Source organism: Streptomyces sp. NPDC035033 (genome assembly GCF_040636735.1).
In the GTDB taxonomy this organism is placed as follows: Bacteria; Actinomycetota; Actinomycetes; order Streptomycetales; family Streptomycetaceae; genus Streptomyces.
The window spans coordinates 21,293-44,924 of the sequence record NZ_JBEZUZ010000026.1 but is presented as its reverse complement, the minus strand read 5'-3'; the positions used below and the strand labels follow the sequence as shown (position 1 = coordinate 44,924).

Genomic DNA, 23,632 nt, shown 5'->3' with positions numbered 1-23,632 from the left:
CAGCCCTTCTGTCGCTCGGCGGGGGTCGTGGTCCGGCCGGTGCGCGGTCCTACGGCTCGCGGTGGAGCTTGGTGTTGGAGGCCTGGGCGCGGGGGCGGACCACCAGGAGGTCGATGTTGACGTGCGGGGGGCGGGTGCAGGCCCAGGTGATGGTGTCGGCGACGTCGTCGGCGGTGAGGGGTTCGGCGACACCGGCGTAGACGGCGGCGGCGCGGTCGGTGTCGCCGCGGAAGCGGGTGGTGGCGAACTCGTCGGTCTTGACCAGGCCGGGGGCGATCTCGATGACGCGGACGGGGGTGCCGACGATCTCCAGGCGGAGGGTCTCGGCGAGGACGCGGGCGCCGTTCTTGGCGGCGACGTAGCCGGCGCCGCCCTCGTAGGTGCCGTGGCCTGCGGTGGAGGAGAGGACGACGACGGTGCCGTCGCCGCTCGCGGTGAGGGCGGGCAGCAGGGCCTGGGTCATGTGGAGGGTGCCGAGGACGTTGACGTCGTACATGCGGCGCCAGTCCTCGGGGTCGCCGGTGGCGACGGGGTCGAGGCCGAGGGCGCCGCCGGCGTTGTTGACGAGGACGGCGAGGGTGCGGAAGGCGGTGGCGAACTCGTCGACGGCGGCGCGGTCGGTGACGTCGAGGGCGTAGGCGGTGGCCTGGTGGCCGGCTTCGTTGATCTCGGCGGCGAGGGCTTCGATGCGGTCCTTGCGGCGGGCGGTGAGGACCACGCGGTAGCCGGCGGCGGCCAGCTGCCGGGCCGTGGCGGCGCCGATGCCGCTGCTCGCTCCGGTGATGACGGCGATGGGGGCGGACATGGCGGTGGCTCCTCGCACAGGTGGTCGGTCGGTGTGGTGGTCAGGATAGGCGGCGGGGCGGGGCGGCCCGGAGGTGCGCGGGGCGGGCGGGGGACACGCGGTCTGACGGGTTGTCAGAAAATGGGATGTTCTGTGGTTACTTTTGACGTATGCGTGTGATGTCGAAGGGTGTGCTGGGGGCCGCGCTCGCGGCGCTCGTGGTGCTGGGTGCCGGGACGGCCGCCGGTGCGGCCGGCGGCGCGGCGGGTGACGTGGTGGGCGAGGCGGTCGGGGGCGAGGCGGACCTGGCCCATCACGGGCACGTGTCGCTGTGGGACGGGCGGGTCGGGGTGTGGCTGGTGACGGAGAACCGCGGTCCGTCCGACGTCGCCGACGCCACCGTCCGGCTGGCCTTCTCCGTGCCGATGGCGGGTGGGCAGGAGTTGCCGCCCGGCTGTCTGTGGAGCAGTGCCCGGGTGGTGTCCTGCCGGACGGGGGCGCTGGCGGGCGGTGGGGCGGCGGGGGAGCTGGCGCTGGACCTGCGGGCGGTGGGACGGCCGCAGGAGCTGACGGTGGAGGTCGGTACGGCCTGGCGGGCCGGCGGGGTGGACCGGAACCCCCTCAACGACCGGCACCGGGTGCTGGTGCTCGCGACCGGGGATCCGTACGTCTTCTGAGGGCGGGGGCCGGTCACCGGTCGGTCCACAGGACGTAGCCGTCGGGGCGGACGAGGACGGTGGTGCGGCGGGCGGGGTCGGGCCAGGTGGCGTGGACGGTGCGGGCGGTGGTGGTCGGGGCGGTCGGGGGGAGGGCCGGGGCGGCGCCCTGGGGGGTGATGAGGACGAATTCGCCCGCGCGCAGGAGTGCGTGGAGGCGGCCCTCGCGGAGGGCGACGTCGGGGGCGCGGCGGCCGGAGGTGCGGCCGCCGCCGGGGGCGGGGGCGTAGGAGATGCCGAGGCCGCTGAGGGTGCCGAGGGCCTTGGCGGAGGCGGGGCGGAGCGTGTCGAGCGCGGTGGTGGCGAGGGCGCGCAGGGCGCGGGTGGCGGGGGTGTGGGCCATGGCGAGGCGGATGAGGGCGCCGCTGGTGCGCAGGACCATGGCGCCGACGGGGTGGCGTTCGGCCTGGTAGCTGTCGAGGAGGGCTTCGGGGTCGGGGGCTTCGCCGCGGTGGACGGCGATGAGCTTCCAGGAGAGGTTGGCGGCGTCCTGGAGGCCGGTGTTCATGCCCTGGCCGCCGGCGGGGGAGTGGACGTGGGCGGCGTCGCCGGCGAGGAAGACGCGGCCCACGCGGTAGGCGGGGGCCTGGCGCTCGTCGCTGTGGAAGCGGGAGATCCAGCGGGCGTCGTGCATGCCGTGATCGGTGCCGAGGGCCCGGCGGGCGAGGGCGCGGACCTCGTCGAGGTCGACGGGTTCGCTGTCGGGTACCTGGCGGGTGCGGTCCCAGCCCATGACGCGGTACCAGCCGTCGCCGAAGGGGGCGACGAAGGCGAAGGTGTCGCCGTTGCCGTTGACGGTGAGGGACGCGGCGGGCTCGTCGGTGAGGCGGACGTCGGCGAGGACGATCGAGCGGATGACGCTGGTGCCGGGGAAGGGGAGGCCGAGGGCGGTGCGGACGGTGCTGCGGTGGCCGTCGGTGCCGACGAGGTGGTGGGCGCGGAGGGTGCGGGGGGTGCCGTCGGGGTCGGTGAGGTGGGCGGTGACGCCGTCGGCGTCCTGCTGGAGGGCGTCGAGGGCGGTGCCGTGGCGGAAGGTGACGCCGGCGTCGGCGGCGCGCTGCTCCAGGAGGCGTTCCACCTCGTACTGGGGGGTGATGAGGAGGTGGTTGTAGCGGGAGGGGAGGCGGCTGAGGTCGAGGGAGAGGTGGCCGAAGAGCCGCATCCGGGTGAGGCGGGTGCCGGTGACTTCGAGGGCGTCGGCGAGGCCGCGGGTGTCGAGGAGTTCGAGGGTGCGGGCGTGGACGCCGAAGGCGCGGGTGAGGTTGGAGCGGCCGGCCGGGCGGCGCTCGACGAGGGTGACGCGGAGTCCGGCGGCGGCGAGGTCGCCGGCGAGGAGGAGTCCGGTGGGGCCGGCGCCGACGACGATGACGTCGGTGTCGGTGGTGGGGCGGTCGCCGGTGCGGGTGTCGGTGGTGCTCATGGCTGGCCTCCGATCGGTCAACGCTTGTTGGCCTACGCTTGTTGACAAAGGTAGGGGTGTCCGGCGTGAAGTGTCAACGCCTGTTGGCCTACACTTGTGGGCATGACGACCGCACGCCGCTCCGACGCCACCCGCGCCGCGATTCTGGAGGCCGCCCGCGAGCGCTTCGCCGCCGACGGGTACGAGCGCGCCACGATCCGGGCCATCGCCCGCGACGCGGGGATCGACCCGTCGATGGTCATGCGCTACTACGGCAACAAGGAGGGGCTGTTCGCCGCCGCCTCCGAGATCGACCTGGCCCTGCCCGCCGTCGGCGCGCTGCCCTCCCGGCACATCGGCGCCGTACTCGTGAACCACTTCCTCGACCGCTGGGAGCGGGACGACGTGCTCACCGGCCTGCTCAGGGTCGGCGTCACCAACGAGGCGGGCGCCGCCCGCATGCAGGCGATCTTCGGCGCGCAGCTCGGGCCCGTCGCCCTCGGCGTCTGCCCGAAGCCGGAGGAGGCCCCGGCCCGGGCGGCGCTCGTCGCCTCCCAGATCCTCGGCATGGCGCTCGCCCGCTACGTGCTCCGGCTGAAGCCGGCCGTGGACATGAGCCGGGACGAACTGGTGGCCTGGCTGGCGCCGACCGTGCAGAGGTACCTCACCGCCGAGACCCCCTGAGGGGGCGGCGGGCCCGTCAGGAGGCGGCGGCGCCGAACTCCCGCACCGCCTCGTCGACGATCGCCTCCAGGCGGGCGTGGTGGGCGCCCCGCCAGTAGACCCGGTCGCACTCCTCGCACCGGGCGAAGACGTCGTACGTCTTCTCGGTGCCCCGCTCCAGGCGCTCGCGGACCTCGTCCTTGCCCGTCTCGGTCAGCAGCCCGTTGCAGGCGGTGCAGCGGGTCCAGGGGGCCAGCGGGGGCGTGAAGCGCTCCAGGACGTCACGGAGCTGGTCGTCGGGCCGGTCGCTGTACACGTACGCCCCCGCCCACAGCTCGCGGCGGCGCAGCAGCCCCCGGTCGCGGGAGAGCATGACCCGCCGCTCCCGGGCGGAGAGCGCGGCGAGGGCCGGATCGCCGATGTCCTCGCTCTCGTACGCGGCGTCGACGCCCAGCAGCCGCAGCCGCCGGGCCAGGGTGCCCAGGTGGACGTCGAGCAGGAACCGGAGGGGAGCGCCGGGCACCGGCTGCGGGCGGGCGACGCCCTCGACCTCGACGGTCTCGCCGGCCGCCGGCACGTGCGCGGGAGCCACGGGGCGGCCGTCGACGAGGAGCCGCCCGGCCTCGGTGAGCGGGACGCCGAGGGACTCGACGACGTGGCCCAGCGAGGAGACGCCGTCGGTGACGACGGCCGTGCGCCCCGAGCGCCGCTCGGCGGCGACGAAGACGGCCAGGCCGGGGGCGAAGCTGATCTGGATCTCCGGTCCGTTCACGGGGACAGGATCGCACCGGGCCGGGACGGCGGGCCAGGCATTTCCCGGCTCCGGCACGGGGAGGACCGGTCACGGGGGCGGCCGGGGAGCCGGCCGGCGCCGGCGGGGAAGGGGCGTGGCTGGGGAAGGGGCGTGGCTGGGGAAGGGGCGTGGCTGGGGAAGGGGCGCGGCCGGGGAAGGGGTGTGGCCGGGGAAGGGGCGCGGCCGGGTTACCGTCCCCGCATGAAGATCATCGACCTCGAACCCGGCGACCCCCGGCTGGAGAGCGATCTCCTGCCGGTCCTCGTCGAACTGCGCCCGCATCTCACCCCCGCCCTCTTCCAGGAGGTGTACGAGCGCGGCCACGCGCAGGGCCTGCGCTTCTCGGCCGCCTACGGCGACGACGGCCGCTGCGTCGGCGCGGCCGGCTGGCGGCTCGTCTTCAACACCAGCTCGCTCAGCAAGCTGTACGTCGACGACCTGGTGACCGCCTCCGCCGTGCGCTCCACCGGCGTCGGCCACGCGCTCCTCGCCCACCTGGAGGACCACGCCCGCGCGGCCGGCTGCCACGAGCTGAACCTCGACTCCGGCACCCACCGCACCGGCGCCCACCGCTTCTACCTGCGCGAACGCTTCGACATCGCGGCCTTCCACTTCGTGCGGCCGCTCACCGATCCGCGGTAGCCCCGAGGTCGAGCCGCCAGTCGCTGCAGCGCATCGGCCGTCCCGGCGGGTATTCGAGGTCCTGCTCCCCGAGCAGGACGAACCCCGCCTTGCGGCACACCGCGTTCGACGCGGCGTTCTCCACCGACGGGAAGGCGTGCAGGTGGCGGTGGAGGCCCGCGGCCCGGGCCCGCTCCGCCACCGCGCGCGTGGCCAGGGTCGCGATCCCGCGGCCCTGGAAACCGGGCAGGACCGCCCAGCCCGTCTCGTAGACCGGCTCGTCCCGCCACGTGCTCGCCCAGAAGCCGATGCTGCCCATGGCCCGCTCCTCCGGCAGCAGCACGATCCGGAACATCCGGCCCTTGCCCGTGGTGTCGGCGCTCAGGTCCACGTACCGGCGGTGGCGGCGGTCCAGCTGCTCCTCGGTCTCCGGCCCGCCCAGGTGCTCCATCAGCTCCGGCGCGTTCAGGGCGCGCAGCAGTCCGGCGTCCTCCTCGGACCAGGCTTCGAGGCGTACGGCCGTCTCAGGGGTTCCGCTGCTCAGCTCGCTCATGGGCGCACCGTACGTCAGGGCACCGACAGTCCCCGGGCGTAGGCGGTGGGGGAGAGGCCCAGGGCGGCGGTGAAGTCGCGGACGAGATGGGCCTGGTCGCTGTAGCCGAGTTCGGCCGCCACGCCCGCCCAGTCCGGCGCGGTGTCCGTCCCGGCCCGTTCCAGGGCCTCGTGGAGGCGGTAGCGGAGGATCACCCACTTCGGGCCGACGCCGACGTGGGAGGCGAAGAGCCGCTGGAGGGAGCGGGGGGAGAGCCCCGAGAGGCGCGCGAGCCGGCTCACCCGCCGGACGGTCCGGTCGGCGCGGACCAGTTCCACCAGCTCCGTAGCCAGTGCGGCGGCGGGGTCGGGGGCGGGCCCGCGGGCGAGGAGGAAGGCATCGAGCGCCGCCACGCGCGCGCGGTCGTCTTCGGGGGCGAGGACGGCGGAGAGGACGGCCTCGTCGGCGGACGGGCCGTGGGGGAGCGCCGCGGTGTCCGGGAACACCTCGGGCAGGGGGACCCGGCGGCCCGTCCACGCCGAGACCGGCCGCGCCGGGGCGAAGGGACGGAAGCCGCCGGGCCGGAACTGCACCCCGCAGACCCGGCCCGCTCCTTCGAGCCGTCGCGTGAAGAGCCCCAGCCCGATCCCGGACACCTCGGCGGCCGAGCGGGCGCGGGAGGGGGAACCGAGCGGCCCGTACCGCTCGAAGACGACGTTCACCGACGGGTGCGGGACGACGTGGGTGGTGTACGGCTCCGGCAGCGCCCAGTCGATCAGCCAGTAGTGCTCCAGGTACGGGCGCAGCTCCGGCGCCGGGAGGTGCCGGCGGAAGCGGACGCGGGAGAGCAGTTCGGCCGGGGCGACGATGCCCCGGGTGTCCCGGCGCGGGGCGGGGTCGGGCATGGTGCCGATCCTAGGCAGCCGGACGGCGTGGGCGGCCGGACGGTGCCGGGCGGACAGGCGTCGTCCGGGTGGTCAGGCGGCGGACGACGGCGGCCGGTCAGGCGGTGGGTGGTCGGACGGCGTCCGGACCCGGGGGCGGGTGGGCTTTGGCCCGGGCTGCCCCTAGGGGGGCGGGATCCGGGGCGGGCCGGGGTCGTGACGCGTTTTTTCAAGACGGGCCCGGGGAGTTTTCCTAGCGTCGGGGCCATGACGTACGACGACACGCACTCGGGCACCGACAGCACGAACGTTCGCCACGACGACACGCACCTTGGTCTCGAGAATACGGATCACCGCATCAGCGATCTCCTCCGCGCCGCCGCCGACCGGGCCGTCCCCCTGGTCGGGGGCCTGGAGGACGCCTCGCTCGGCGCGCCCACGCCCTGCGCCGAGTACGACGTGCGCGCGCTGCTGAACCACCTGTTCTCGGTGGTGGTGAACTTCCAGGCGCTGGCGGCCAAGGGGACGCCGGACTTCTCCACGACGCCGGACCGGGTCGCGGAGCCCGGCTGGCGGGAGGGGTTCGCGGTGGAGACGGGGCGGCTGGTCGAGGCATGGGCGGCGCCGGGGGCCGAGGAGGGGACCTCGGGGGCGATGGGGTTGCCGGCCCGGACGGTCGGCTCGATGGTGCTGCTCGACCTCACCGTGCACGCGTGGGACCTGGCGCGGGCGACCGGGCGGGAGTTCGTGCCCGATCCGGCGGTGGTGGCCGGGCTGACGGACGAGGTGGAGCGGATGGCGCCGATGGCCCGGAGGATGAACGTCTTCGCGGAGACCGTCGACCTGCCGGCCGGGGCGAGCGCCTTCGAGCGGCTGATGGCCACGACGGGCCGGGACCCGAGGGCCTGGCCGGCCGGCCGAGGGGCCGGGCGGGGCGTCAGCGCAGGCGGCCCGAGGAGGTGAGGGAGAGGCGGGAGACGACCTGGCCGAAGGCGAGCTCCTCCGCCGGGGTCAGCGGCACCGACTCCTGCGGGTGCCAGACGCGGTCCAGCGGCGTCGGCGTCCGGGCCCGGCGGCGGGCGCGCAGGCCCATCGTCAGCCAGATGCCGGTCGCGACGGCGAGGACGGCGAAGAGGGTGAGGACACGGGGGTCGGAGAACTGGCCGGGCACGGTCATGACGGTGACTCCAGGGCGAAAGGGCCGGCGTGCGGGGCACGCCCCGGCAGGTGGCGCGCGCGGGCACGGCGGCGCAGACGATTCCTACTGCTTCCTCCCGACCCGTTCAGTTAACACCAAGCCGGGGGACTTTCGGCAGGGGGGCCGGGACCTAAGTCCCGAGCGGGGCCCCGGGAGGCGCTCCGGGGCTGGGGGGGAGAGGCCCTCTTGTGCGGGGCGGGGAAGCGCTCGAAGGTGGCGGGGAGGCAGATTCCGGCCGGGGAGGAGCAGCCGCATGTCCGGAACGGGTGCGCACGGATGGGGTTTCACGGACGACAGGGGGGCGGAGCTGAGGGCGCCGGCCGGGCCGGCGAGGGTCCTCGCCTACGTACGGGCCGGGGCCGCCCTGCTCGACCTGGGGGTGGTGCCGGTGGCGGTGTACGGCTCCGCGCACGACGGGGCGGAGCCGGATCCCGCGAAGGACGGCGGGCTCACGGTGGCCGGGGTGCCGTACCTGGGGCCGGGGCGGGCCCTGGACGAGGAGCGGCTGCGGGAGCTGCGGCCGGAGCTGGTGGTGGACGTCACCTATGACGGGAAGAGCCCGTACGCCGTGGACGAGGGGGTCGCGGAGCGGCTGGGGGTGCCGCTGGCGGCGCTCTCCGTCGGCGGCGACCTGAGCCTGGCGGCGATCGTCGGCCGCTTCGGGGAGCTGGGGGCGGCGCTCGGCGCCCCGGTTCCGGCGGCGGGCGCGGGGGAGCTGGCGGCGGCGGAGGCGGAGGTGCGGGCGGCGGCCGGGGCGGCCGGGGCCGGGTGCGGGGTGCTGGCGCTCTCCGGGGGCGGCGTCGATCAGGTGCACCTGGCGCGCCCGGCGGCCTGGCCGGAGCTGGCGCGGCTGGCCGGGCTGGGCGTCCGGCTGCTCGACCCGGGGCCGGGGCCCGGCGCGAGCTGGCTGACCACGGGGTGGGACCGGGCCCTCGGCCTCGCCCCCGCGCTGGTCCTGTACGACAGCAGGGCCCACGCGCTCCGGCCCGAGGGCCCGGAGCGGCTGCCGGCGGGCGCCCGGCTGGTCCCCTGGAACCCGGAGCTCCCGCCGAGCCCGACGGCCTATGCCCGCTTCTTCCGCGCCCTGGCCGAAGCCTTGCGCCCCTGACGTCGTTCCCGCCCGTCGCCCGTCGCCCGTGGCCCGTGGCCCGTCGCCCTACCGGACCCAACTCGGCAGGCCCCACTCGGCGGGCCCCATCGGGCCCCATCGGGCCCCATTGAGTCCCTTCAGGCCGGAGGGGTGGGGTGGTGGGGTCAGGGGGTGAGGCGGGAGCGGAGGGAGGTGGCGAACTCCTCGGCGCGGGCGAGTTCCACGCGGAGGTCGGCGACGCGGGCGGCGGCGGCCTCCTCGTAGCGGCGGACGCGGGCGACGAGGGCCTCGCGTTCCTCCGGGTCGAGGGCGGTGTCCGTGTCGGGGAGGTCGGCGGCCAGGCGGTCCATGGCGGTGAGGAGTTCGCGGGTCTCGGCCAGGCCGAAGCCGAGCGGCTGCATGCGGCGGATGACCATCAGCCGGGCCACGTCGTCGTCCGTGTAGAGCGGGAAGCCGCCCGGGGAGGCGGCCGAGGGGCCGACGAGCCCGCAGTCCTCGTACTGCCGGATGGTGCGCAGGGGCAGTTCGGTGCGGGCGGCGACCTCGGAGAGTTGCATGGGCCGGCCGGCGGCGGTGCCGGTGCCGGTGCGGGCTCCGGGCATACGGGCTGCGGACGTTCGTGTTCCGGTCACGGCGGGGACCTCCTCGTACGGCGCCTCTGTGATCCAACCTCCACGCATTACATCCGATTCGTCCTAATTTCAGGCGCTATGACGGTAGGAAACGCGGGGAGAGCCAGCCGTCAGGGCCAGACCAGGCAGTACGGCTGGTGACCGGCCTCGTGGAGGCGGACGGAGAAGTCCTGCCACTCGTGGAGCAGCTGGTAGACGTCGAAGGCGTCGCGCGGGCCGCCGCGGTCGGGGACGGTGGACCAGATGAAGGCGGCGGCGCCGACCGACTCCTCGCCGATCGCGCGCAGCGGGTCGACCACGGTCGTGGGGAGCTTCACCACCGCGTAGTCGGGGTGCAGGACGACCAGTTCCAGCGGAGGGACCTTGTGCAGCGGCAGGCCCTGGATGCCGGTGAGGACCATGGCCGCTATCGTCTCGGGCTTGATCTTGGAGAACATGCCGCCCATGCCGAGCTCGTCGCCACCGAGCTCCTCCGGGCGCATCGAGATCGGGACGCGGGCCGCGGTGGCGCCGTCGGGCGCGCCGAAGTACCTGTACGTCACCGCCAAGCCGCGGCCCCCGAGGGGCGGATCCGAGGGGGGCTGCTCCGGGGACGCGCGATGGTCCGGCGTGGCCGGGTCCTCGGCCCGTCGCCGCCGGTGCCTCCCCCGCCGGACAGGCTCCGGACCCAGATCGTCCGTCCCCTCGCCCGGTCCGCCACCGCGATGCATATCTCCACCCGACTGCTTTTTCTCGGCAACACGACCCCGCCGCGCAACCCGATCACCGTGTCAGTGACCTCCCCCACGTTCTTACGGTGAAACACCTGTCCGCAAGAAACGACGTGGCCTCTGACACCATGGATTGTGTGAGCCATCCCTATGACGCCCCAGTCGCCCCAGTTTCGCAGACGCGGAGGACCGCCGCCCCGGCGTGATTCACAGGGTGCCCACACCGTCCCTCCGTACCAGACGTCGTACTCGCAGGTCAGGATCACTGTGTCGTATTCATACGAAGCCCCAGTCTCACAGACGCTTTTCGACCGCGCGTCCCTTGTGACGCCCGGCGGCGTGAACTCACCGGTGCGGGCCTTCCGGGCTGTGGGCGGAACGCCCCGGTTCATGGTGTCCGGCACCGGTCCGTACCTCACCGATGCGGACGGTCGCGAGTACGTCGACCTCGTCTGCTCCTGGGGACCGATGATTCTCGGCCACGCCCACCCCGAGGTGACCGCCGCCGTGCAGGCCGCGGTGGCCCGCGGCACCTCCTTCGGCACCCCCGGCGAGGGGGAGGTCGCGCTCGCCGAGGAGATCGTGGCCCGCGTGGAGCCGGTGGAGCAGGTGCGCCTGGTCTCCTCCGGGACCGAGGCCACGATGTCCGCGATCCGGCTCGCCCGCGGGTTCACCGGACGCGCGAAGGTCGTCAAGTTCGCGGGCTGCTACCACGGGCACGTGGACGCGCTGCTCGCCGCCGCCGGCTCCGGCGTCGCCACCTTCGGCCTGCCCGACACGCCCGGCGTGACCGGAGCGCAGGCCGGCGACACGATCGTGCTGCCGTACAACGACCTGGAGGCCGTGCGGGCCGCGTTCGCCGCGCACCCGGGCGAGATCGCCTGTGTGATCACCGAGGCGTCCCCGGGCAACATGGGCGTCGTCCCGCCGCTGCCCGGTTTCAACCAGGGCCTGGCGGACCTGTGCCGGGAGAACGGCGCGCTGTACATCTCCGACGAGGTCATGACCGGCTTCCGTACCAGCCGCGCCGGCTGGTACGGCGTGGACGGCGTGAAGCCGGACCTGATGACCTTCGGCAAGGTCATGGGCGGCGGCTTCCCGGCCGCGGCCTTCGGCGGCCGCGCGGACGTCATGGGCCACCTCGCCCCGGCCGGCCCCGTCTACCAGGCGGGCACCCTCTCCGGCAATCCGATCGCCACCGCCGCCGGGCTCGCGCAGCTGCGGCTGCTCGACGACGCCGCTTACGCGAAGGTGAACGCGGTCTCGGAGGAGATCCAGGGCCTGGTCACCGGCGCGCTCGCCAAGGAGGGCGTGGCGCACCGCCTGCAGACCGCGTCCAACATGTTCTCGGTCTTCTTCACCGCCGACGAGGTGCGGAACTACGACGAGGCGAAGAAGCAGGAGGCGTTCCGCTTCAACGCCTTCTTCCACTCGATGCTGGCCGACGGGGTGTACCTGCCGCCGTCCGCGTTCGAGTCGTGGTTCGTGTCCGCGGCGCACGACGAGCGCGCGGTCGAGCGGATCGCCGCCGCGCTGCCGGCCGCCGCCCGCGCCGCCGCGGAGGCCACCGCATGAGCGACGACGCGCGGGGCACCGGGGAGGTGCGGGCACCGGAGGCCGCCGAGGGCACGAAGGGCGCCGACGACATCACCGTCGTCCACCTCATGCGCCACGGCGAGGTGCACAACCCGGACGGCGTGCTGTACGGGCGCCGGGCCGGCTACCACCTCTCCGAGCTGGGCCGGAAGATGGCGGACCGGGTCGCCGAGGCGCTGGCCGACCGGGACGTCACGCACGTCGTCGCCTCCCCGCTGGAGCGGGCGCAGGAGACGGCCGCGCCGATCGCCAGGTCGCACGGCCTGGACGTCGCCACGGACCCGCGGCTGATCGAGGCGGCGAACGTCTTCGAGGGCAAGACCTTCGGCGTCGGCGACGGGGCGCTGCGCCGTCCGGCCAACTGGCGGCACCTCACCAACCCGTTCCAGCCGTCGTGGGGCGAGCCGTACATCGAGCAGGTCGTGCGGATGATGGCGGCGCTGGACGCGGCGAAGGACGCGGCGCGCGGCCACGAGGCGGTGCTCGTCAGCCACCAGCTGCCGATCTGGATCGTGCGCTCCTTCGTGGAGCGGCGCCGGCTGTGGCACGACCCGCGGCGCCGGCAGTGCACGCTGGCCTCGCTGACCTCGTTCACGTACAAGGGCGACAAGATCGTCTCGGTCGGGTACAGCGAGCCGGCGCTCGACCTGGTGCCGGTGCACCTGCGGGCCGGCGCGAAGCCGGTGAAGGGCAAGGCGAAGGCCTTCGGCGCGTAGCGCGCGGTCCCGGGCCCCTGGACAGGGGGCCCCGGGAGGTCCACAGTTCAGGGCGTTCGGATGATGTACATGTCATTCGAGCGCCCTGAAATTTTTGTGCGAGTGACCGGAACCTCCGTGTTCATCCCTGCATCTCACTCATTGTCGGTTTGGATGATGTTTCGGGTCATACAGCAGCGCGAATGGGGATGACATGCGCGGGATCAGTCGAAGGGGCCTTCTCGGGGCGGGCGTCGGAGCGGCCGCCGCGCTCGGGATCGCCGGGTGCAGCGACAAGGGCCAGGGCGGCCCGGGCAGTTCGGGCCCGGACAAGGGCGGCGCCCCCACGGCCGGGAACGGCACCGCCACGCCCGCCCCGACCAAGGACGACGTCCGCCTCATCGGCGACGGTTCCACCGCGGACACCGGCAAGCAGCCGCACCAGCCCGACACCCCCGTCCCGCTGGAACCGGGCCAGACCCCGCCCCAGTTCGTGGTCTTCTCCTGGGACGGCGCCGGCGAGGTCGGCAACGGCCTCTTCCCCCGCTTCCTCGAACTGGCCCGCAACCACGACGCGGCCATGACCTTCTTCCTCTCCGGCATCTACCTGCTGCCCGAGTCGAAGAAGAACCTCTACCGGCCGCCGAACAACCGCGTCGGCGCCTCCGACATCGGCTACCTCACCGACGCCCACATCAAGGACACCCTCAAGCACGTCCGCCAGGCCTGGCTCGACGGCCACGAGATCGGCACCCACTTCAACGGGCACTTCTGCGGCGGCTCCGGCTCCGTCGGGAACTGGACCCCGGCGCAGTGGCAGAGCGAGATCGACCAGGCGGTGAAGTTCGTCACCGAGTGGAAGACCAACAGCGGCTGGACCGACCTCGACCCGCTGCCCTTCGACTACTCCAAGGAGCTCGTCGGCGGCCGCACCCCCTGCCTCCTCGGCCAGGACAACCTGCTGCCCACCGCCAAGCGCCTCGGCTGGCGCTACGACGCCAGCTCGCCCGGCGGCCGCCAGGTCTGGCCCGTCAAGCGCCAGGGCATCTGGGACTTCCCCCTCCAGGCCGTGCCCTTCCCCGGCCACTCCTTCGAGGTCCTGTCCATGGACTACAACATGCTCGCCAACCAGTCGAAGAACTCGACCCAGGGCATGCCCTCCCGCTATCCCGGCTGGCGCAAGCAGGCCACCGACGCCCTGGTCGCCGGCTTCACGCGCGCCTACGAGACCAACCGCGCGCCCTTCTTCGTCGGCAACCACTTCGAGCAGTGGAACGGCGGCATCTACATGGACGCCGTCGAGGAGGCGCTCAAGACGATGGCCGGCAAGAAGGACGTCCGGCTGGTGTCGTTCCGCCAGTTCACGGACTGGATGGACGCCCAGGACCCCCGCCTCCTCGCCCGCCTCCGCGGCCTCGACGTCGGCCAGAAGCCGGCCGGCGGCTGGACCTCGTACCTCACAGCCGCTTAGCCGATCTTGACAAGGGGCGTTACGGGCACGTAGGGGGGTGCCCAAGATCCCCCAAACGCCCATGCGAAACTTTTCACATGAGCCTTAGCCGTGGCCTCCGTCCTGCCCCCCGACGCGCCCTCGCCGCCGTCGGCGTGCTGTCCGCCGCCCTCGTGCTCTCCGCCTGCGGCGGCGGCGAGGACACGGCGGGCGCCGGCGCGGGCACCAACTTCGTCACCAGCAAGGGCGGCATCTCCACCGTTCCCAAGGGCGAGCGCGCCGGCATCAACACGATCGCCGGCGAGACCCTGGAGGGCGAGAAGCTCGACGTCGCCGACCTCAAGGGCAAGGTCGTCGTCCTCAACGTCTGGGGCTCCTGGTGCGGCCCCTGCCGCGCCGAGGCCCCGCACTTCGCCAAGGTCGCGAACGACCTCAAGGGCAAGGACGTGGCCTTCGTCGGCCTCAACACCCGCGACGGCAACAAGCAGCAGGCGCTCGCCTTCGAGAACGACTACGAGATCCCCTACCCGAGCCTCTACGACCGGGACGGCAAGCTGATCCTCTTCGGCTTCCCCAAGGGCACCCTCAGCCCCAAGGGCATCCCTTCCACCGTCGTCCTCGACAAGGAGGGCAAGATCGCCGCCCGCGCGCTCATGGCCATCGACGACGTCAAGCTGCGGTCCATGATCGACCCGCTCCTCGAGGAGAAGTGAGCCGGTGAACGAGACCGTCACCAGCGGAGCCCTCCTGCTCGCCTTTCCCGTCGCCCTCCTGGCGGGCCTGGTCTCCTTCTTCTCCCCGTGCGTGCTCCCGCTCGTCCCCGGCTACCTGTCGTACGTCACCGGCGTCTCCGGCACCGACCTCGCCGACAGCCGCCGGGGCCGGATGACCGCCGGCGCCGTCCTCTTCGTCGCCGGCTTCACCGCCGTCTTCGTCTCCGGCGGCGCCCTCTTCGGCTACTTCGGCTCCACCCTCCAGGCGTACAGCGACACCCTGAGCACCGTGCTCGGCGTCCTGATGGTCCTGATGGGCCTCTTCTTCGCCGGACTGATGCCCTGGTTCACCCAGCGCGAGTTCCGCTTCCACCGGAAGCCCGTCGCCGGTCTCCTCGGCGCCCCGGTCCTCGGCGCGCTCTTCGGCATCGGCTGGACCCCGTGCATCGGCCCGACCCTCGCCTCGGTCAACGCGCTCGCCGTCGAACAGGCCAGCGCCGGGCGCGGGGCCGTACTGGCCCTCGCGTACTGCCTCGGCCTCGGCGTCCCCTTCGTCCTCGCCGCCATCGCCTTCCGCAAGGCCCTCGGCGCGTTCGGCTGGGTCAAGAAGCACTACGTGTGGGTGATGCGGATCGGCGGCGGCATGATGATCGTCACCGGCGTCCTCCTCCTCACAGGCGTCTGGGACAGCATGGTCTCCACGATGCAGGGCTGGTCCAGCGGCTTCACGGTGGGAATCTGATCCATGAGCAAGACCGACACGAGCACGACCGACACGGGCACGCCCGACGAGACGGGCACGACCGACACGGGCACGCCCGACGAGACGGGCACGACCGACGCGCACCGGGCGCCCGGTGACGAGGCCGCGGGCGCGGACCTCTCCACCGCGCCCCGGGAGGAGACCGGGACGGAGACCCTCGGCGGCCCCGTCCTCGGGGTCGTCGGCTGGATCCGCTGGTTCTGGCGCCAGCTCACCTCGATGCGGGTGGCGCTGATCCTGCTCTTCCTGCTCTCCCTCGGCGCCGTCCCCGGCTCCCTCATCCCGCAGACCAGCGCGGACGAGATGAAGGTCGCCGACTTCAAGAAGGCGCACGAGACCCTCACCCCGCTCTACGAGAAGCTCCAGCTCTTCGACGTCTACAGCTCGGTGTGGTTCTCCGCGATCTACATCCTGCTCTTCGTCTCCCTCATCGGCTGCATCGTCCCGCGCACCTGGCAGTTCGTCGGCCAGCTGCGCGGCCTGCCGCCGGGCGCCCCCAAGCGGCTCACCCGCCTCCCCGCGTACACGACCTGGCGCACCGAGGCCGGTCCCGAGGAGGTCCGCGAGGCGGCCCTCGCCGTCCTCAAGGGCCGCCGCTTCCGGGCCCGTACCGCCGGGGACGCCGTCGCCGCCGAGAAGGGCTACCTCCGCGAGGCCGGCAACCTGGTCTTCCACCTCGCCCTGATCGTGATGCTGGTGGCCTTCGCCTGGGGCCAGCTCTTCAAGTCCGAGGGCGGCAAGCTGATCGTCGAGGGCGACGGCTTCTCCAACACGCTCACCCAGTACGACGACTTCAAGGCCGGCTCCCAGTTCGGCGTCGACGAGCTGGAACCGTTCAGCTTCACCCTGGACAGCTTCACCGGCACGTACGAGAAGAGCGGCCCGCAGCGCGGCACCCCCCGCACCTTCGAGGCGGCCGTCACCTACACCCGGGGCGACGGCGGGGACAGGAAGGCGATCGTCCGGGTCAACGAGCCGCTGGAGATCGGCGACTCCAAGGTCTACCTGATCGCCCACGGCTACGCGCCCGTCGTCACCGTCAAGGACGGCAAGGGCAAGGTCGTCTTCAAGGGCGCCGTCCCGCTGCTGCCGATCGACAACAACATCACCTCCACCGGCGCGATCAAGGTCATGGACGGCTACCGCGACAAGAACGGCGAGAAGCAGCAGCTCGGCTTCAAGGCGTTCTTCGTGCCCACCTTCGCGGGCGCCGGGCAGGGCAACATGTTCTCCCAGTTCCCCGCCCTCGACTTCCCCGTGCTGGCCCTCACCGGCTACCACGGCAGCCTGGGCGTCGACTCCGGACTGCCGCAGAACGTGTACCAGCTCGACACCTCCAAGATGGAGCAGTTCAAGATCGAGGAAGGCACCGGCGTCGCCCAGCGGCTGCTGCCCGGCAAGACGATGACCCTGCCCGACGGCGCCGGCTCGATCACCTTCGAGAAGGACATCAAGGAGTGGGCGTCCTTCCAGGTCACGCAGCAGCCGGGCAACGGCCTCGCCCTCACCGGCGCCATCGCCGCCATCGCCGGCCTGACCGGCTCGCTCTTCATCCAGCGCCGCCGGGTCTGGGTCCGCGCCGTCCGCGGCGAGGACGGCACGACCGTCGTCGAGATGGCGGGCCTCGGCCGCAGCGAGTCCGCCAAGCTGCCCGAGGAGCTCGCCGATCTCGCGGTCGCGCTCACCGCCACGGCGCCCCCGGCGCCCGAACCCGCCGAAGCCGAAGCAGAAGCATCAGAAGGGGCCGAGAAGTGATCCTCGCCGCCGAGACCAACGAGAGCCTGGCGCAGATGAGCAACACGCTCGTCTACTCCTCGATGGCCGTCTACACCCTGGCCTTCCTCGCCCACATCGCCGAGTGGGTGTTCGGCAGCCGCAGCAAGGTCGGCCGCACGGCCGCCGCGCTCACGCCGGAGACGGCCGGGGCCACCGTCTCGGTGCGGGTCAAGCAGGCCGGCGGCACCGCCGTCCTGGAGAAGCCGAAGGTCGTCACCCGCTCCGCGGCCGGCGTCCGCGACGTCCCGGACGGCCCCGGCGCCGCCGGCGGCACCGTCAAGGGCGACCTGTACGGCCGGATCGCCGTCTCGCTCACCGTCCTCGCCTTCCTCCTGGAGGCGGCCGGCGTGGTCGCCCGCGCCATCTCGGTGCAGCGCGCCCCCTGGGGCAACATGTACGAGTTCTCCACCACCTTCTCCACGGTGGCGGTCGGCGTGTACCTGGCCTTCCTGCTCGCGGGGAAGAACGTCCGCTGGATCGGCCTGCCGCTGGTGACGACGGTCCTGCTCGACCTGGGCGTGGCCACCACCCTGCTGTACACCGAGAGCGACCAGCTGGTGCCGGCCCTCGACTCGTACTGGCTGTGGATCCACGTCTCCACCGCGATCTTCTGCGGCGCCGTGCTCTACCTCGGCGCCGTCGCCACCCTGCTGTACCTCTTCCGCGACTCGTACGAGAACAAGCTCGCGAACGGCGGCACGCCGAGCGGCTTCGCCCGCTCCGTCCTGGAGCGGCTGCCCGCCGCCGCCACCCTCGACAAGTTCGCCTACCGGGTCAACGCGGCGATCTTCCCGCTCTGGACCTTCACGATCATCGCGGGCGCCATCTGGGCCGGCGACGCCTGGGGCCGCTACTGGGGCTGGGACGCCAAGGAGGTCTGGTCCTTCATCACCTGGGTCGGGTACGCCGCCTACCTGCACGCCCGGGCCACGGCCGGCTGGAAGGGCCGCAAGGCCGCGTACATCGCGCTCGTCGCCTTCGGCTGCTTCCTCTTCAACTACTACGGCGTCAACATCTTCGTCAGCAGCAAGCACTCCTACGCCGGCGTCTGAGCTGGCACGGCCCCCTTCGGGGGGCCACGCTGGAGGTATGAGCGAGATACCCCGGGGCAGGAGCGAGACCCACGACGGCGACACGCACCTGCTGCGGTACGTGATCGAGCTGCCGCACCCCCAGGAGGCGGTGTGGGCGAGGGTCGCCTCGCCCGAGGGGCTGCCCTCCTGGCTCTGCGAGGCGGACCCGCTGGAGCCGAGGCTGGGCGGCCGGGTGGTGCTGCGCTGGCTGAACGGCGACATCGAGGCCGCGGGCCGGGTGACCGCCTGGGACCCGGACCACGTGGCCGAGTACACGGTCGGCGCCCCGCACGGACGGATCCGGTTCCATCTGGAACCGGCCGACGGCGGGGCGGCGACCGTGCTGCGTTTCACCGGCGAGTTCCGCGGCGACCGGGAGCTGCTCCTCGACCGCCTGGCCGGCTGGCACGACCACTTCGAGCGGCTGCGGGACGCGCTGGACGGCCGCCCGACGAACTGGCGGGAGTGGACGACCGAGCGCTGGGGCGAGCTGCGGGAGCTGTACGCGCGGGACGAGGCCCCCTGGCCCCGGTGGGTGCCGTAGCCGGCGGACCGGGGAGCCCCCCCCGCCTATCCCTTCTTCGGCGGCAGGCAGGACGCCGCCGGCGGCCTGCCCTCCGGCCAGGCGGTCTGGACGAAGCGCTGGGTGCCGTCCGGGGCGAGCTCCACGATCGGGACCGCCTTGTTGTACGGGTTGCCGTGGTTGTCGAGGCAGATCCAGCCGCTCGCGCCCTGCACCCGCAGCGAGCCCTTGACCTGCGGCCACTGGGTGCCGACGTCGGCGAGCTCCGGGTAGGGGGCGTTCGCCGGGGTGGCCTGGCGGATCGCGTGGACCGCCGTCGCCATGGCGTCGTACGCGATGATCGCCTGCCCGTCCCGGAGCGGCACCGGCTTCGCGTCGGCGCGGGCGATGTCGGTCAGGAAGGTCTCGAAGGCGACCACCGAGCCGCCGGTCGTGGGCACCGGCCGGCCCGGCGCGGGCTTCCAGGCGTCGGGGTGGGCGAGGGCCGCGTACCGGACGGTGAGCTTCTTGCCGAGGGCCGCCCGGTTCAGCTTCTCGTCGGCGCCGAGGTAGGAGCCCTCGTCGCCGGTGAGGACGGTGAAGGCGCGGTCGGCGCAGCCGCGGGAGCCGAGCGCGTTGATGAACTGGCGCAGCTGGGTGTGGCGGCCCGCGAAGAAGACGGTCTCGGCGCGGGTGTCGCAGATCAGGTGGGTGATCTGGCGGAAGGTGTTGGCGGTGGTGCCCTCCTCGGTGTTGTCGGGCGGCGAGGTGTAGAGCTGCGGCTCGTAGGGGGCGCCCTTGAGGGAGGCGGCGAAGGCGGACCGCAGGGTGTCGATGTAGTGGTCGCCGGTGCGGGAGTCCTGGACGAGGATCGCGCGGGCGGCGTCGACCTCGCCGAAGTGGGCGAGGGCCTTCGCCTCGTCGCTGTTGGTGGGGGCGACCCGGGCGAGGCCGGGGAAGCGGTCGCGGCCGGGCCCGTTGGCGAGGTCGTCGGCGGTGATGGTGGTGCCGACGACGGCGATCCCGGCGCCGGTGAGGGCGGTGACCGCCTCCCGCACCTCGGGGGAGGAGGTGGCGACGCCGGAGACGGCGCGGAGCCGGTCGGGGGCGCCGGTCATGGTGGTGAGCCGGTCGACGACGGTGCGCCAGTGGGCGTTCTTGTTGCCGGTGTTGGCGAGGGCGAGCCGGATCTTGGGGGTCTCGCTGTTGGACTCGTGGTTGGCCCGGTACTGGTAGGCGTAGGCGCCCTGGAGCTCGCGGAGGACCTTCTCGCGGGTGCCGGGGTCGGTGGCGGTGAGCGGGAGCAGCACGGCGACGGTGGCGTACTCGCCGTCCTTGAGGGACGCGTTCTCGCGGCCGATGGCGGCGGCGACCGCGGTGAGGGCGGGGACGCGGAAGTCGTGCCCGGTGCCGTCCACGCCGACGCACTCCTCGCTGCCGGCGGGCCGGGCGACCCCCGGGGCGCAGGAACGGTCCTCCGGGGCGAGGTACGTCGTGAGTCCCCAGCCGCCGAGGCCGACGACGAGGGCGGTGGCGACGAGGAGGGTGAGGAATTTCTGCCGGGGGGTCCAGAAGAAGCGGCGGCGCAGTCGGTCGAGCATGGCGTCAGACTCCGTCCTCGCGCCCCGGCGGGAGCGAGAGCTCCCGCCAGGCGCGGATGTCCCGCGGCCAGTGGCCGGCCGCGTCCCACAGTGGACCGCTGCCGGTGAGGTGGCGGCCGGAGAGCCGGCGCAGTTCGTGCGCCAGCCGGTCGGCGACCTCCTCGTCGGGCAGCGCGAGCGGATCGGTGAGCAGCCATACGGCGTGCAGCAGCCGCCGTACGGAGAGGTGCAGTTCGGCGGCGTCGGGGCCGAGGCCGTCGGGGAGCGCCGGGTCGGGGTCCTGGCCGAGGGCGACGGCCCGGCGCGGATCGGGGCCGGTGCGGCCGCGCTCGCGCGGATAGGGGGCGGTGGCGACGAACCGCAGCAGGCCGAGCCAGCCGAGGACGTCGGGGCCGGGGAAGGCGAGCCGGAGGTGGGCGACGGCCTCGGCGGTCTCGCCGAGGGCCAGGTCGTGGTGGAGCCGGTACGGGCCGGGCTGCGGCCCGTAGTGGCGGCGGAGGGTCTCGTGGACGGCCCGCCAGGCGGAGTAGCCGGGGTGGTCGTCGTCCGCGAAGCGGAGCCGGTGCAGCAGCAGCGAGCGCAGCAGCGGATCGCCGACGAAGTGGCCGGGGTGCTCGGCCCAGTGCTCGGCGCGCAGCCGGTCGCGGACGCGGAGGGCGACGTCGCCGTCGGTGGACTCGGCGGGCAGCCGGGCCTGGGCGAGGCGGCGGGCGGACTCCTCGTCGTGGGCGGCGGCCAGCACCGCGTACGGCTCCGTCCGGGGGACCGGCAGGAGGGCGGCGAGCAGGGCGGGGGCGACGGGGACGGGGGCGGTGTCCTCGCGGAGGTCCACGGTGAGGTCGAGGAGGTCGGCGGGGGTGAGGCCGGCGCGGGCCGCGGGCGGGGCCTCGCCGGCGGCCCGGGCGAGCAGGTCGATGCCGAGGGGGCGGCCGCCGGTGAGCCGGTGGACGGCCCGGGACAGGGTGGCGGGGGTGCGGCCGGCCGGGTCGTGGCGGTCGAAGGCGGCGCGGGCCTGGACGGGGGTGAGCGGGGTGAGGTCGACGGCGAGCAGGCCGGAGCCGATCCGGCTGGTGCGCGGGCAGGGGGCCTGGTGGGCGGTCTCCGGCAGCCGGACGCGGGTGGCGTGGCGCAGCGCCTCGTGCTCCCGCAGCCGGGAGGCGGCGAGGACGACGGTCCGGTCGCGGCGGCCGTCGGCACGGGCCCGCAGAATCGGTTCGACGAGGGCGCGGCCGGCGGGCTCGTGGACGTTGTCGAGGAGGATCAGGGGCCGGCCGACGCGGCTGCCGGCCTTCAGCCCGGTGTAGGCGCGGCGCAGGTCCTCGGTGAGGGTGAGGACGAGGAAGGACTCGGCCTCCTCGCGGCGCGGGCCGCCCTGGGCGAAGTCGACGGCGAGCTGCTGGAGCCCGGCGCGGCCGCGGCCGCCAGCGGTGCGGTAGCCGCCGAACCAGTCCTCGGGCGGCTTCCTGAGGAGGCCGAAGAACTCCTCGACGACGGTCTCGACGGTGGCCTCGGCGACCAGCCCGGCGAAGGGCGCGCCGGCCTCGGCGGCGGTGCCGGCGAGTTTGGCGAGGACCTTGCCGACCCAGGAGGCGGCGGCGGTCCGCCCGGAGTCGACGGTGGCGAGCAGCGGCCCGAGCCGCAGCAGGTCGCGGCGGGCCCCCTCGTCGTCCTCCCGGGTCCAGCCGACCGAGGTGACGGCGACGAGGCCGAGCGAGAGCCGGGGGAAGGGCACGGCCTTGACGGCCCCGGACCGCTCCCCGAGCTGGACGGCCAGTTCGGCGAGGGCGCCGGTGACCGGGGACCAGCCGGCCCCGTGGTCGGCGGGCTCCTCGATCCGGGCGCAGTCGAGCAGGGCGAGCGGGGTGAAGGAGCGGTAGCGGTTGCGGACCTCCTTGAGCAGCACGGTCTTGCCCATGCCGCGCCCGCCGGTGAAGACGGTGACGGGCGGGTCCTCGCCGTGCTCGTAGGGCACGCGGCCCTTTCCGTACGGTCCGAGTCCGACGAGCCGCGCGGCGAGCCCGCGCGCCTCTAGGACCGCCTCGCGGCCGTACAGCTCTCTGTCCACCCGCCACCCCCCGGCTCCCACGAGATGCGCCCCGTCACATCCTCAAGTGACGATTATCGGCGGTGAGTTGACCTTCGGCCAGGGATTCGCCCGGATCGGCGGCGGGCGGACGCGCCTCACCCGCCGCCGATGTCCTCGTGCCACAGGGCCGGGTTCTTCCCGATGAACTCCCGCATGAGGGAGGCGCACCGGGGATCGTCGAGCACCACGACCTCCACGCCGTGCTCCGCCAGCCAGCCGTGCCCGCCGCGGAAGGTCTCCGCCTCCCCGACGACCACCCGCGAAATCCCGAACTGCCGCACGAGGCCGGAGCAGTACCAGCAGGGCGAGAGGGTCGTCACCATGGTCGTCCCCCGGTACGAGCGCTGCCGGCCGGCGGCGCGGAAGGCGGCGGTCTCCGCGTGCGCCGACGGGTCCCCGTCCTGCACGCGCCGGTTGTGCCCCCGCCCGAGCACCCTCCCGTCCGCCCCGTAGAGCGCGGCCCCGATCGGGATCCCGCCCTCGGCGAGCCCCGCGCGGGCCTCGGAGACGGCGGTGGCGAGCCACCGCCGTGCCAGTTCCTGGTCCATGCGGGGAGCCTTCCCCGGCGGGGGCCCGGCGTCACGCCCGGCGGGCGCAGGGCCGGGCGGGTCAGGCGGTGAGGCCGGCGGGCCGCTCGTGGGGGAAGCGGGCCAGGGGGGCGTCGCCGGCGAAGAAGGTGCGGGCGCGGTCCATCGCCCGCTCGTCGGCGCGGATCCGGCCGGGGCGGGAGGCGGTGCCGGTCAGGACGCCGCCGAACCGCATCCGCAGGTAGGCCGCCGAGTGGTGCAGCGCGGTCGTCAGCCCGTCCGCGACGGCGTGCTCGTCGTCCGCCATCGCCGTCACCCCCCACAGCGTGCCGCCCGCCATCCGCTCCTTGAAGTCCGAACCCGGCACGTTCAGCCAGCCCGACCAGTAGTCGAGGTAGCGCTTGGTCTGCGCGGAGAGGGTGTACCAGTACAGGGGGGAGACGATGACGACGTCGGTGGCCTCCACCGTGGCCCTCAGCAGCTCCTCCTCGACCTCCCCGGCCCGGTGGCCGGCGGTCTCGTGCCGGCCGTCCTGGAAGTCGGGCAGGGCCAGGCGGTTGAGGTCCACCCAGCGCCGCGGGACACCGGCGGGCAGGTGCGCGGCGGCCTCGCGGGCCAGAATCTCGGAGTTGCCGCCGGAGCGGGAGCTGCCGAGGACGAAGAGGAACGAGCGGTCCGCGCCGCTTCCGGCGTCGAGGGTCATGTCTGCTCCGATCCGGTGGAGGGACGGCCTGGGGTGTTCCGTTGCCAACCAGGCCCCCACCAGGGGTATTCCGGGCCCCATCGGCAGGGCCGATGGGGCCATCGGCAGGACGCCCCACCGGCTCG

At 73.9% G+C, this 23,632-nt stretch carries 25 protein-coding genes; 13 read left to right on the top strand and 12 right to left on the bottom strand.

Annotation, left to right across the window (positions count from 1 at the left end; genetic code table 11):
* Positions 1-49: 49 nt before the first annotated feature.
* Complete coding sequence (locus AB0E83_RS13755) at positions 50-805, bottom strand: SDR family NAD(P)-dependent oxidoreductase (RefSeq protein ID WP_362109916.1); 756 nt, start codon at positions 803-805, stop codon at positions 50-52.
* Between the two features lie 149 nt (positions 806-954).
* Between AB0E83_RS13755 and AB0E83_RS13750 the strand changes: the two genes are divergently transcribed.
* Positions 955-1,461, top strand: coding sequence for a hypothetical protein (locus AB0E83_RS13750; RefSeq protein ID WP_362109914.1), 507 nt, complete (start codon positions 955-957; stop codon positions 1,459-1,461).
* 13 nt (positions 1,462-1,474) lie between these two features.
* On the opposite strand, the gene AB0E83_RS13745 is transcribed toward AB0E83_RS13750, so the two are convergent.
* Positions 1,475-2,920 carry an FAD-dependent oxidoreductase gene (locus tag AB0E83_RS13745; protein WP_362109912.1) on the bottom strand — a complete coding sequence of 482 codons (1,446 nt, stop codon included), beginning with the start codon at positions 2,918-2,920 and terminating at the stop codon, positions 1,475-1,477.
* A 102-nt stretch (positions 2,921-3,022) separates the two neighbouring features.
* On the opposite strand from AB0E83_RS13745, the gene AB0E83_RS13740 reads away from it, so the two are divergent.
* Positions 3,023-3,583, top strand: a complete 561-nt coding sequence (locus AB0E83_RS13740; RefSeq protein WP_362109910.1) for a TetR family transcriptional regulator — start codon at positions 3,023-3,025, stop codon at positions 3,581-3,583.
* Positions 3,584-3,599: 16 nt separating this feature from the next.
* Here AB0E83_RS13740 and AB0E83_RS13735 read toward each other — a convergent pair whose 3' ends face one another.
* Positions 3,600-4,334 (bottom strand): Mut7-C RNAse domain-containing protein, encoded by a 735-nt coding sequence (locus tag AB0E83_RS13735; protein WP_362109908.1) that lies wholly within the window; start codon positions 4,332-4,334, stop codon positions 3,600-3,602.
* A gap of 222 nt (positions 4,335-4,556) precedes the next feature.
* On the opposite strand from AB0E83_RS13735, the gene AB0E83_RS13730 reads away from it, so the two are divergent.
* Positions 4,557-4,997, top strand: coding sequence for a GNAT family N-acetyltransferase (locus AB0E83_RS13730; RefSeq protein WP_362109906.1), 441 nt, complete (start codon positions 4,557-4,559; stop codon positions 4,995-4,997).
* On the opposite strand, the gene AB0E83_RS13725 is transcribed toward AB0E83_RS13730, so the two are convergent.
* Both AB0E83_RS13725 and AB0E83_RS13720 read right to left on the bottom strand, forming a co-directional pair.
* A complete protein-coding gene (locus AB0E83_RS13725; protein WP_362109904.1) occupies positions 4,981-5,529 on the bottom strand; it encodes a GNAT family N-acetyltransferase in 549 nt (182 codons plus the stop codon). The two genes, AB0E83_RS13730 and AB0E83_RS13725, sit on opposite strands and share 17 nt — an antisense overlap.
* A 14-nt stretch (positions 5,530-5,543) precedes the next feature.
* Complete coding sequence (locus tag AB0E83_RS13720) at positions 5,544-6,413, bottom strand: helix-turn-helix domain-containing protein (protein ID WP_362109902.1); 870 nt, start codon at positions 6,411-6,413, stop codon at positions 5,544-5,546.
* A 246-nt stretch (positions 6,414-6,659) separates the two neighbouring features.
* Here AB0E83_RS13720 and AB0E83_RS13715 point away from each other — a divergent pair, with 246 nt between their 5' ends.
* The gene (locus tag AB0E83_RS13715; protein WP_362109900.1) at positions 6,660-7,355 is read left to right on the top strand and encodes a TIGR03086 family metal-binding protein; all 696 of its coding nucleotides are present in this window, start codon (positions 6,660-6,662) and stop codon (positions 7,353-7,355) included.
* On the opposite strand, the gene AB0E83_RS13710 is transcribed toward AB0E83_RS13715, so the two are convergent.
* Positions 7,330-7,569 (bottom strand): hypothetical protein, encoded by a 240-nt coding sequence (locus AB0E83_RS13710; RefSeq protein WP_362109898.1) that lies wholly within the window; start codon positions 7,567-7,569, stop codon positions 7,330-7,332. The two genes, AB0E83_RS13715 and AB0E83_RS13710, sit on opposite strands and share 26 nt — an antisense overlap.
* A gap of 274 nt (positions 7,570-7,843) precedes the next feature.
* On the opposite strand from AB0E83_RS13710, the gene AB0E83_RS13705 reads away from it, so the two are divergent.
* Complete coding sequence (locus AB0E83_RS13705) at positions 7,844-8,698, top strand: ABC transporter substrate-binding protein (RefSeq protein WP_362109896.1); 855 nt, start codon at positions 7,844-7,846, stop codon at positions 8,696-8,698.
* 146 nt (positions 8,699-8,844) lie between these two features.
* Here AB0E83_RS13705 and AB0E83_RS13700 read toward each other — a convergent pair whose 3' ends face one another.
* Together AB0E83_RS13700 and AB0E83_RS13695 are read right to left on the bottom strand one after the other, a co-directional pair.
* Positions 8,845-9,282, bottom strand: a complete 438-nt coding sequence (locus tag AB0E83_RS13700; RefSeq protein ID WP_362109894.1) for a MerR family transcriptional regulator — start codon at positions 9,280-9,282, stop codon at positions 8,845-8,847.
* Positions 9,283-9,422: 140 nt separating this feature from the next.
* On the bottom strand, positions 9,423-10,022 hold the full coding sequence (locus AB0E83_RS13695; RefSeq protein ID WP_362109892.1) for a hypothetical protein: 600 nt from the start codon (positions 10,020-10,022) through the stop codon (positions 9,423-9,425).
* A gap of 267 nt (positions 10,023-10,289) precedes the next feature.
* Between AB0E83_RS13695 and hemL the strand changes: the two genes are divergently transcribed.
* The 8 genes from hemL (at position 10,290) to AB0E83_RS13655 (ending at position 18,632) form a co-directional block, all read left to right on the top strand.
* The gene (hemL, locus tag AB0E83_RS13690) at positions 10,290-11,597 is read left to right on the top strand and encodes a glutamate-1-semialdehyde 2,1-aminomutase (protein WP_362109890.1); all 1,308 of its coding nucleotides are present in this window, start codon (positions 10,290-10,292) and stop codon (positions 11,595-11,597) included.
* An 89-nt stretch (positions 11,598-11,686) separates the two neighbouring features.
* Positions 11,687-12,334: a histidine phosphatase family protein gene (locus AB0E83_RS13685; protein ID WP_362109969.1), complete on the top strand. Its 648-nt coding sequence runs from the start codon at positions 11,687-11,689 to the stop codon at positions 12,332-12,334.
* A gap of 193 nt (positions 12,335-12,527) precedes the next feature.
* Entirely contained in the window at positions 12,528-13,784 is a 1,257-nt protein-coding gene (locus AB0E83_RS13680; protein WP_362109888.1) for a hypothetical protein, read from the top strand.
* Between the two features lie 77 nt (positions 13,785-13,861).
* Positions 13,862-14,476: a TlpA disulfide reductase family protein gene (locus tag AB0E83_RS13675; RefSeq protein WP_362109886.1), complete on the top strand. Its 615-nt coding sequence runs from the start codon at positions 13,862-13,864 to the stop codon at positions 14,474-14,476.
* A gap of 4 nt (positions 14,477-14,480) precedes the next feature.
* The gene (locus tag AB0E83_RS13670) at positions 14,481-15,218 is read left to right on the top strand and encodes a cytochrome c biogenesis protein CcdA (protein WP_362109884.1); all 738 of its coding nucleotides are present in this window, start codon (positions 14,481-14,483) and stop codon (positions 15,216-15,218) included.
* A gap of 3 nt (positions 15,219-15,221) precedes the next feature.
* Entirely contained in the window at positions 15,222-16,994 is a 1,773-nt protein-coding gene (locus AB0E83_RS13665; protein WP_362109882.1) for a cytochrome c biogenesis protein ResB, read from the top strand.
* Entirely contained in the window at positions 16,991-18,067 is a 1,077-nt protein-coding gene (ccsB, locus tag AB0E83_RS13660) for a c-type cytochrome biogenesis protein CcsB (protein WP_362109880.1), read from the top strand. The genes AB0E83_RS13665 and ccsB overlap by 4 nt, the downstream gene beginning before the upstream one ends.
* Positions 18,068-18,104: 37 nt before the next feature.
* The gene (locus tag AB0E83_RS13655) at positions 18,105-18,632 is read left to right on the top strand and encodes an SRPBCC domain-containing protein (protein ID WP_362109878.1); all 528 of its coding nucleotides are present in this window, start codon (positions 18,105-18,107) and stop codon (positions 18,630-18,632) included.
* A gap of 26 nt (positions 18,633-18,658) precedes the next feature.
* Here the strand turns inward: AB0E83_RS13655 and AB0E83_RS13650 are convergent, their stop codons facing one another.
* From AB0E83_RS13650 to AB0E83_RS13635, 4 genes are all read right to left on the bottom strand, one after another.
* Positions 18,659-20,191 carry a hypothetical protein gene (locus tag AB0E83_RS13650; RefSeq protein ID WP_362109876.1) on the bottom strand — a complete coding sequence of 511 codons (1,533 nt, stop codon included), beginning with the start codon at positions 20,189-20,191 and terminating at the stop codon, positions 18,659-18,661.
* 4 nt (positions 20,192-20,195) lie between these two features.
* Positions 20,196-22,256 (bottom strand): hypothetical protein, encoded by a 2,061-nt coding sequence (locus tag AB0E83_RS13645; RefSeq protein WP_362109874.1) that lies wholly within the window; start codon positions 22,254-22,256, stop codon positions 20,196-20,198.
* A 116-nt stretch (positions 22,257-22,372) separates the two neighbouring features.
* Positions 22,373-22,825: a nucleoside deaminase gene (locus tag AB0E83_RS13640; RefSeq protein WP_362109872.1), complete on the bottom strand. Its 453-nt coding sequence runs from the start codon at positions 22,823-22,825 to the stop codon at positions 22,373-22,375.
* Between the two features lie 61 nt (positions 22,826-22,886).
* Positions 22,887-23,507: an NAD(P)H-dependent oxidoreductase gene (locus tag AB0E83_RS13635; RefSeq protein WP_362109870.1), complete on the bottom strand. Its 621-nt coding sequence runs from the start codon at positions 23,505-23,507 to the stop codon at positions 22,887-22,889.
* Between the last annotated feature and the right edge of the window lie 125 nt (positions 23,508-23,632).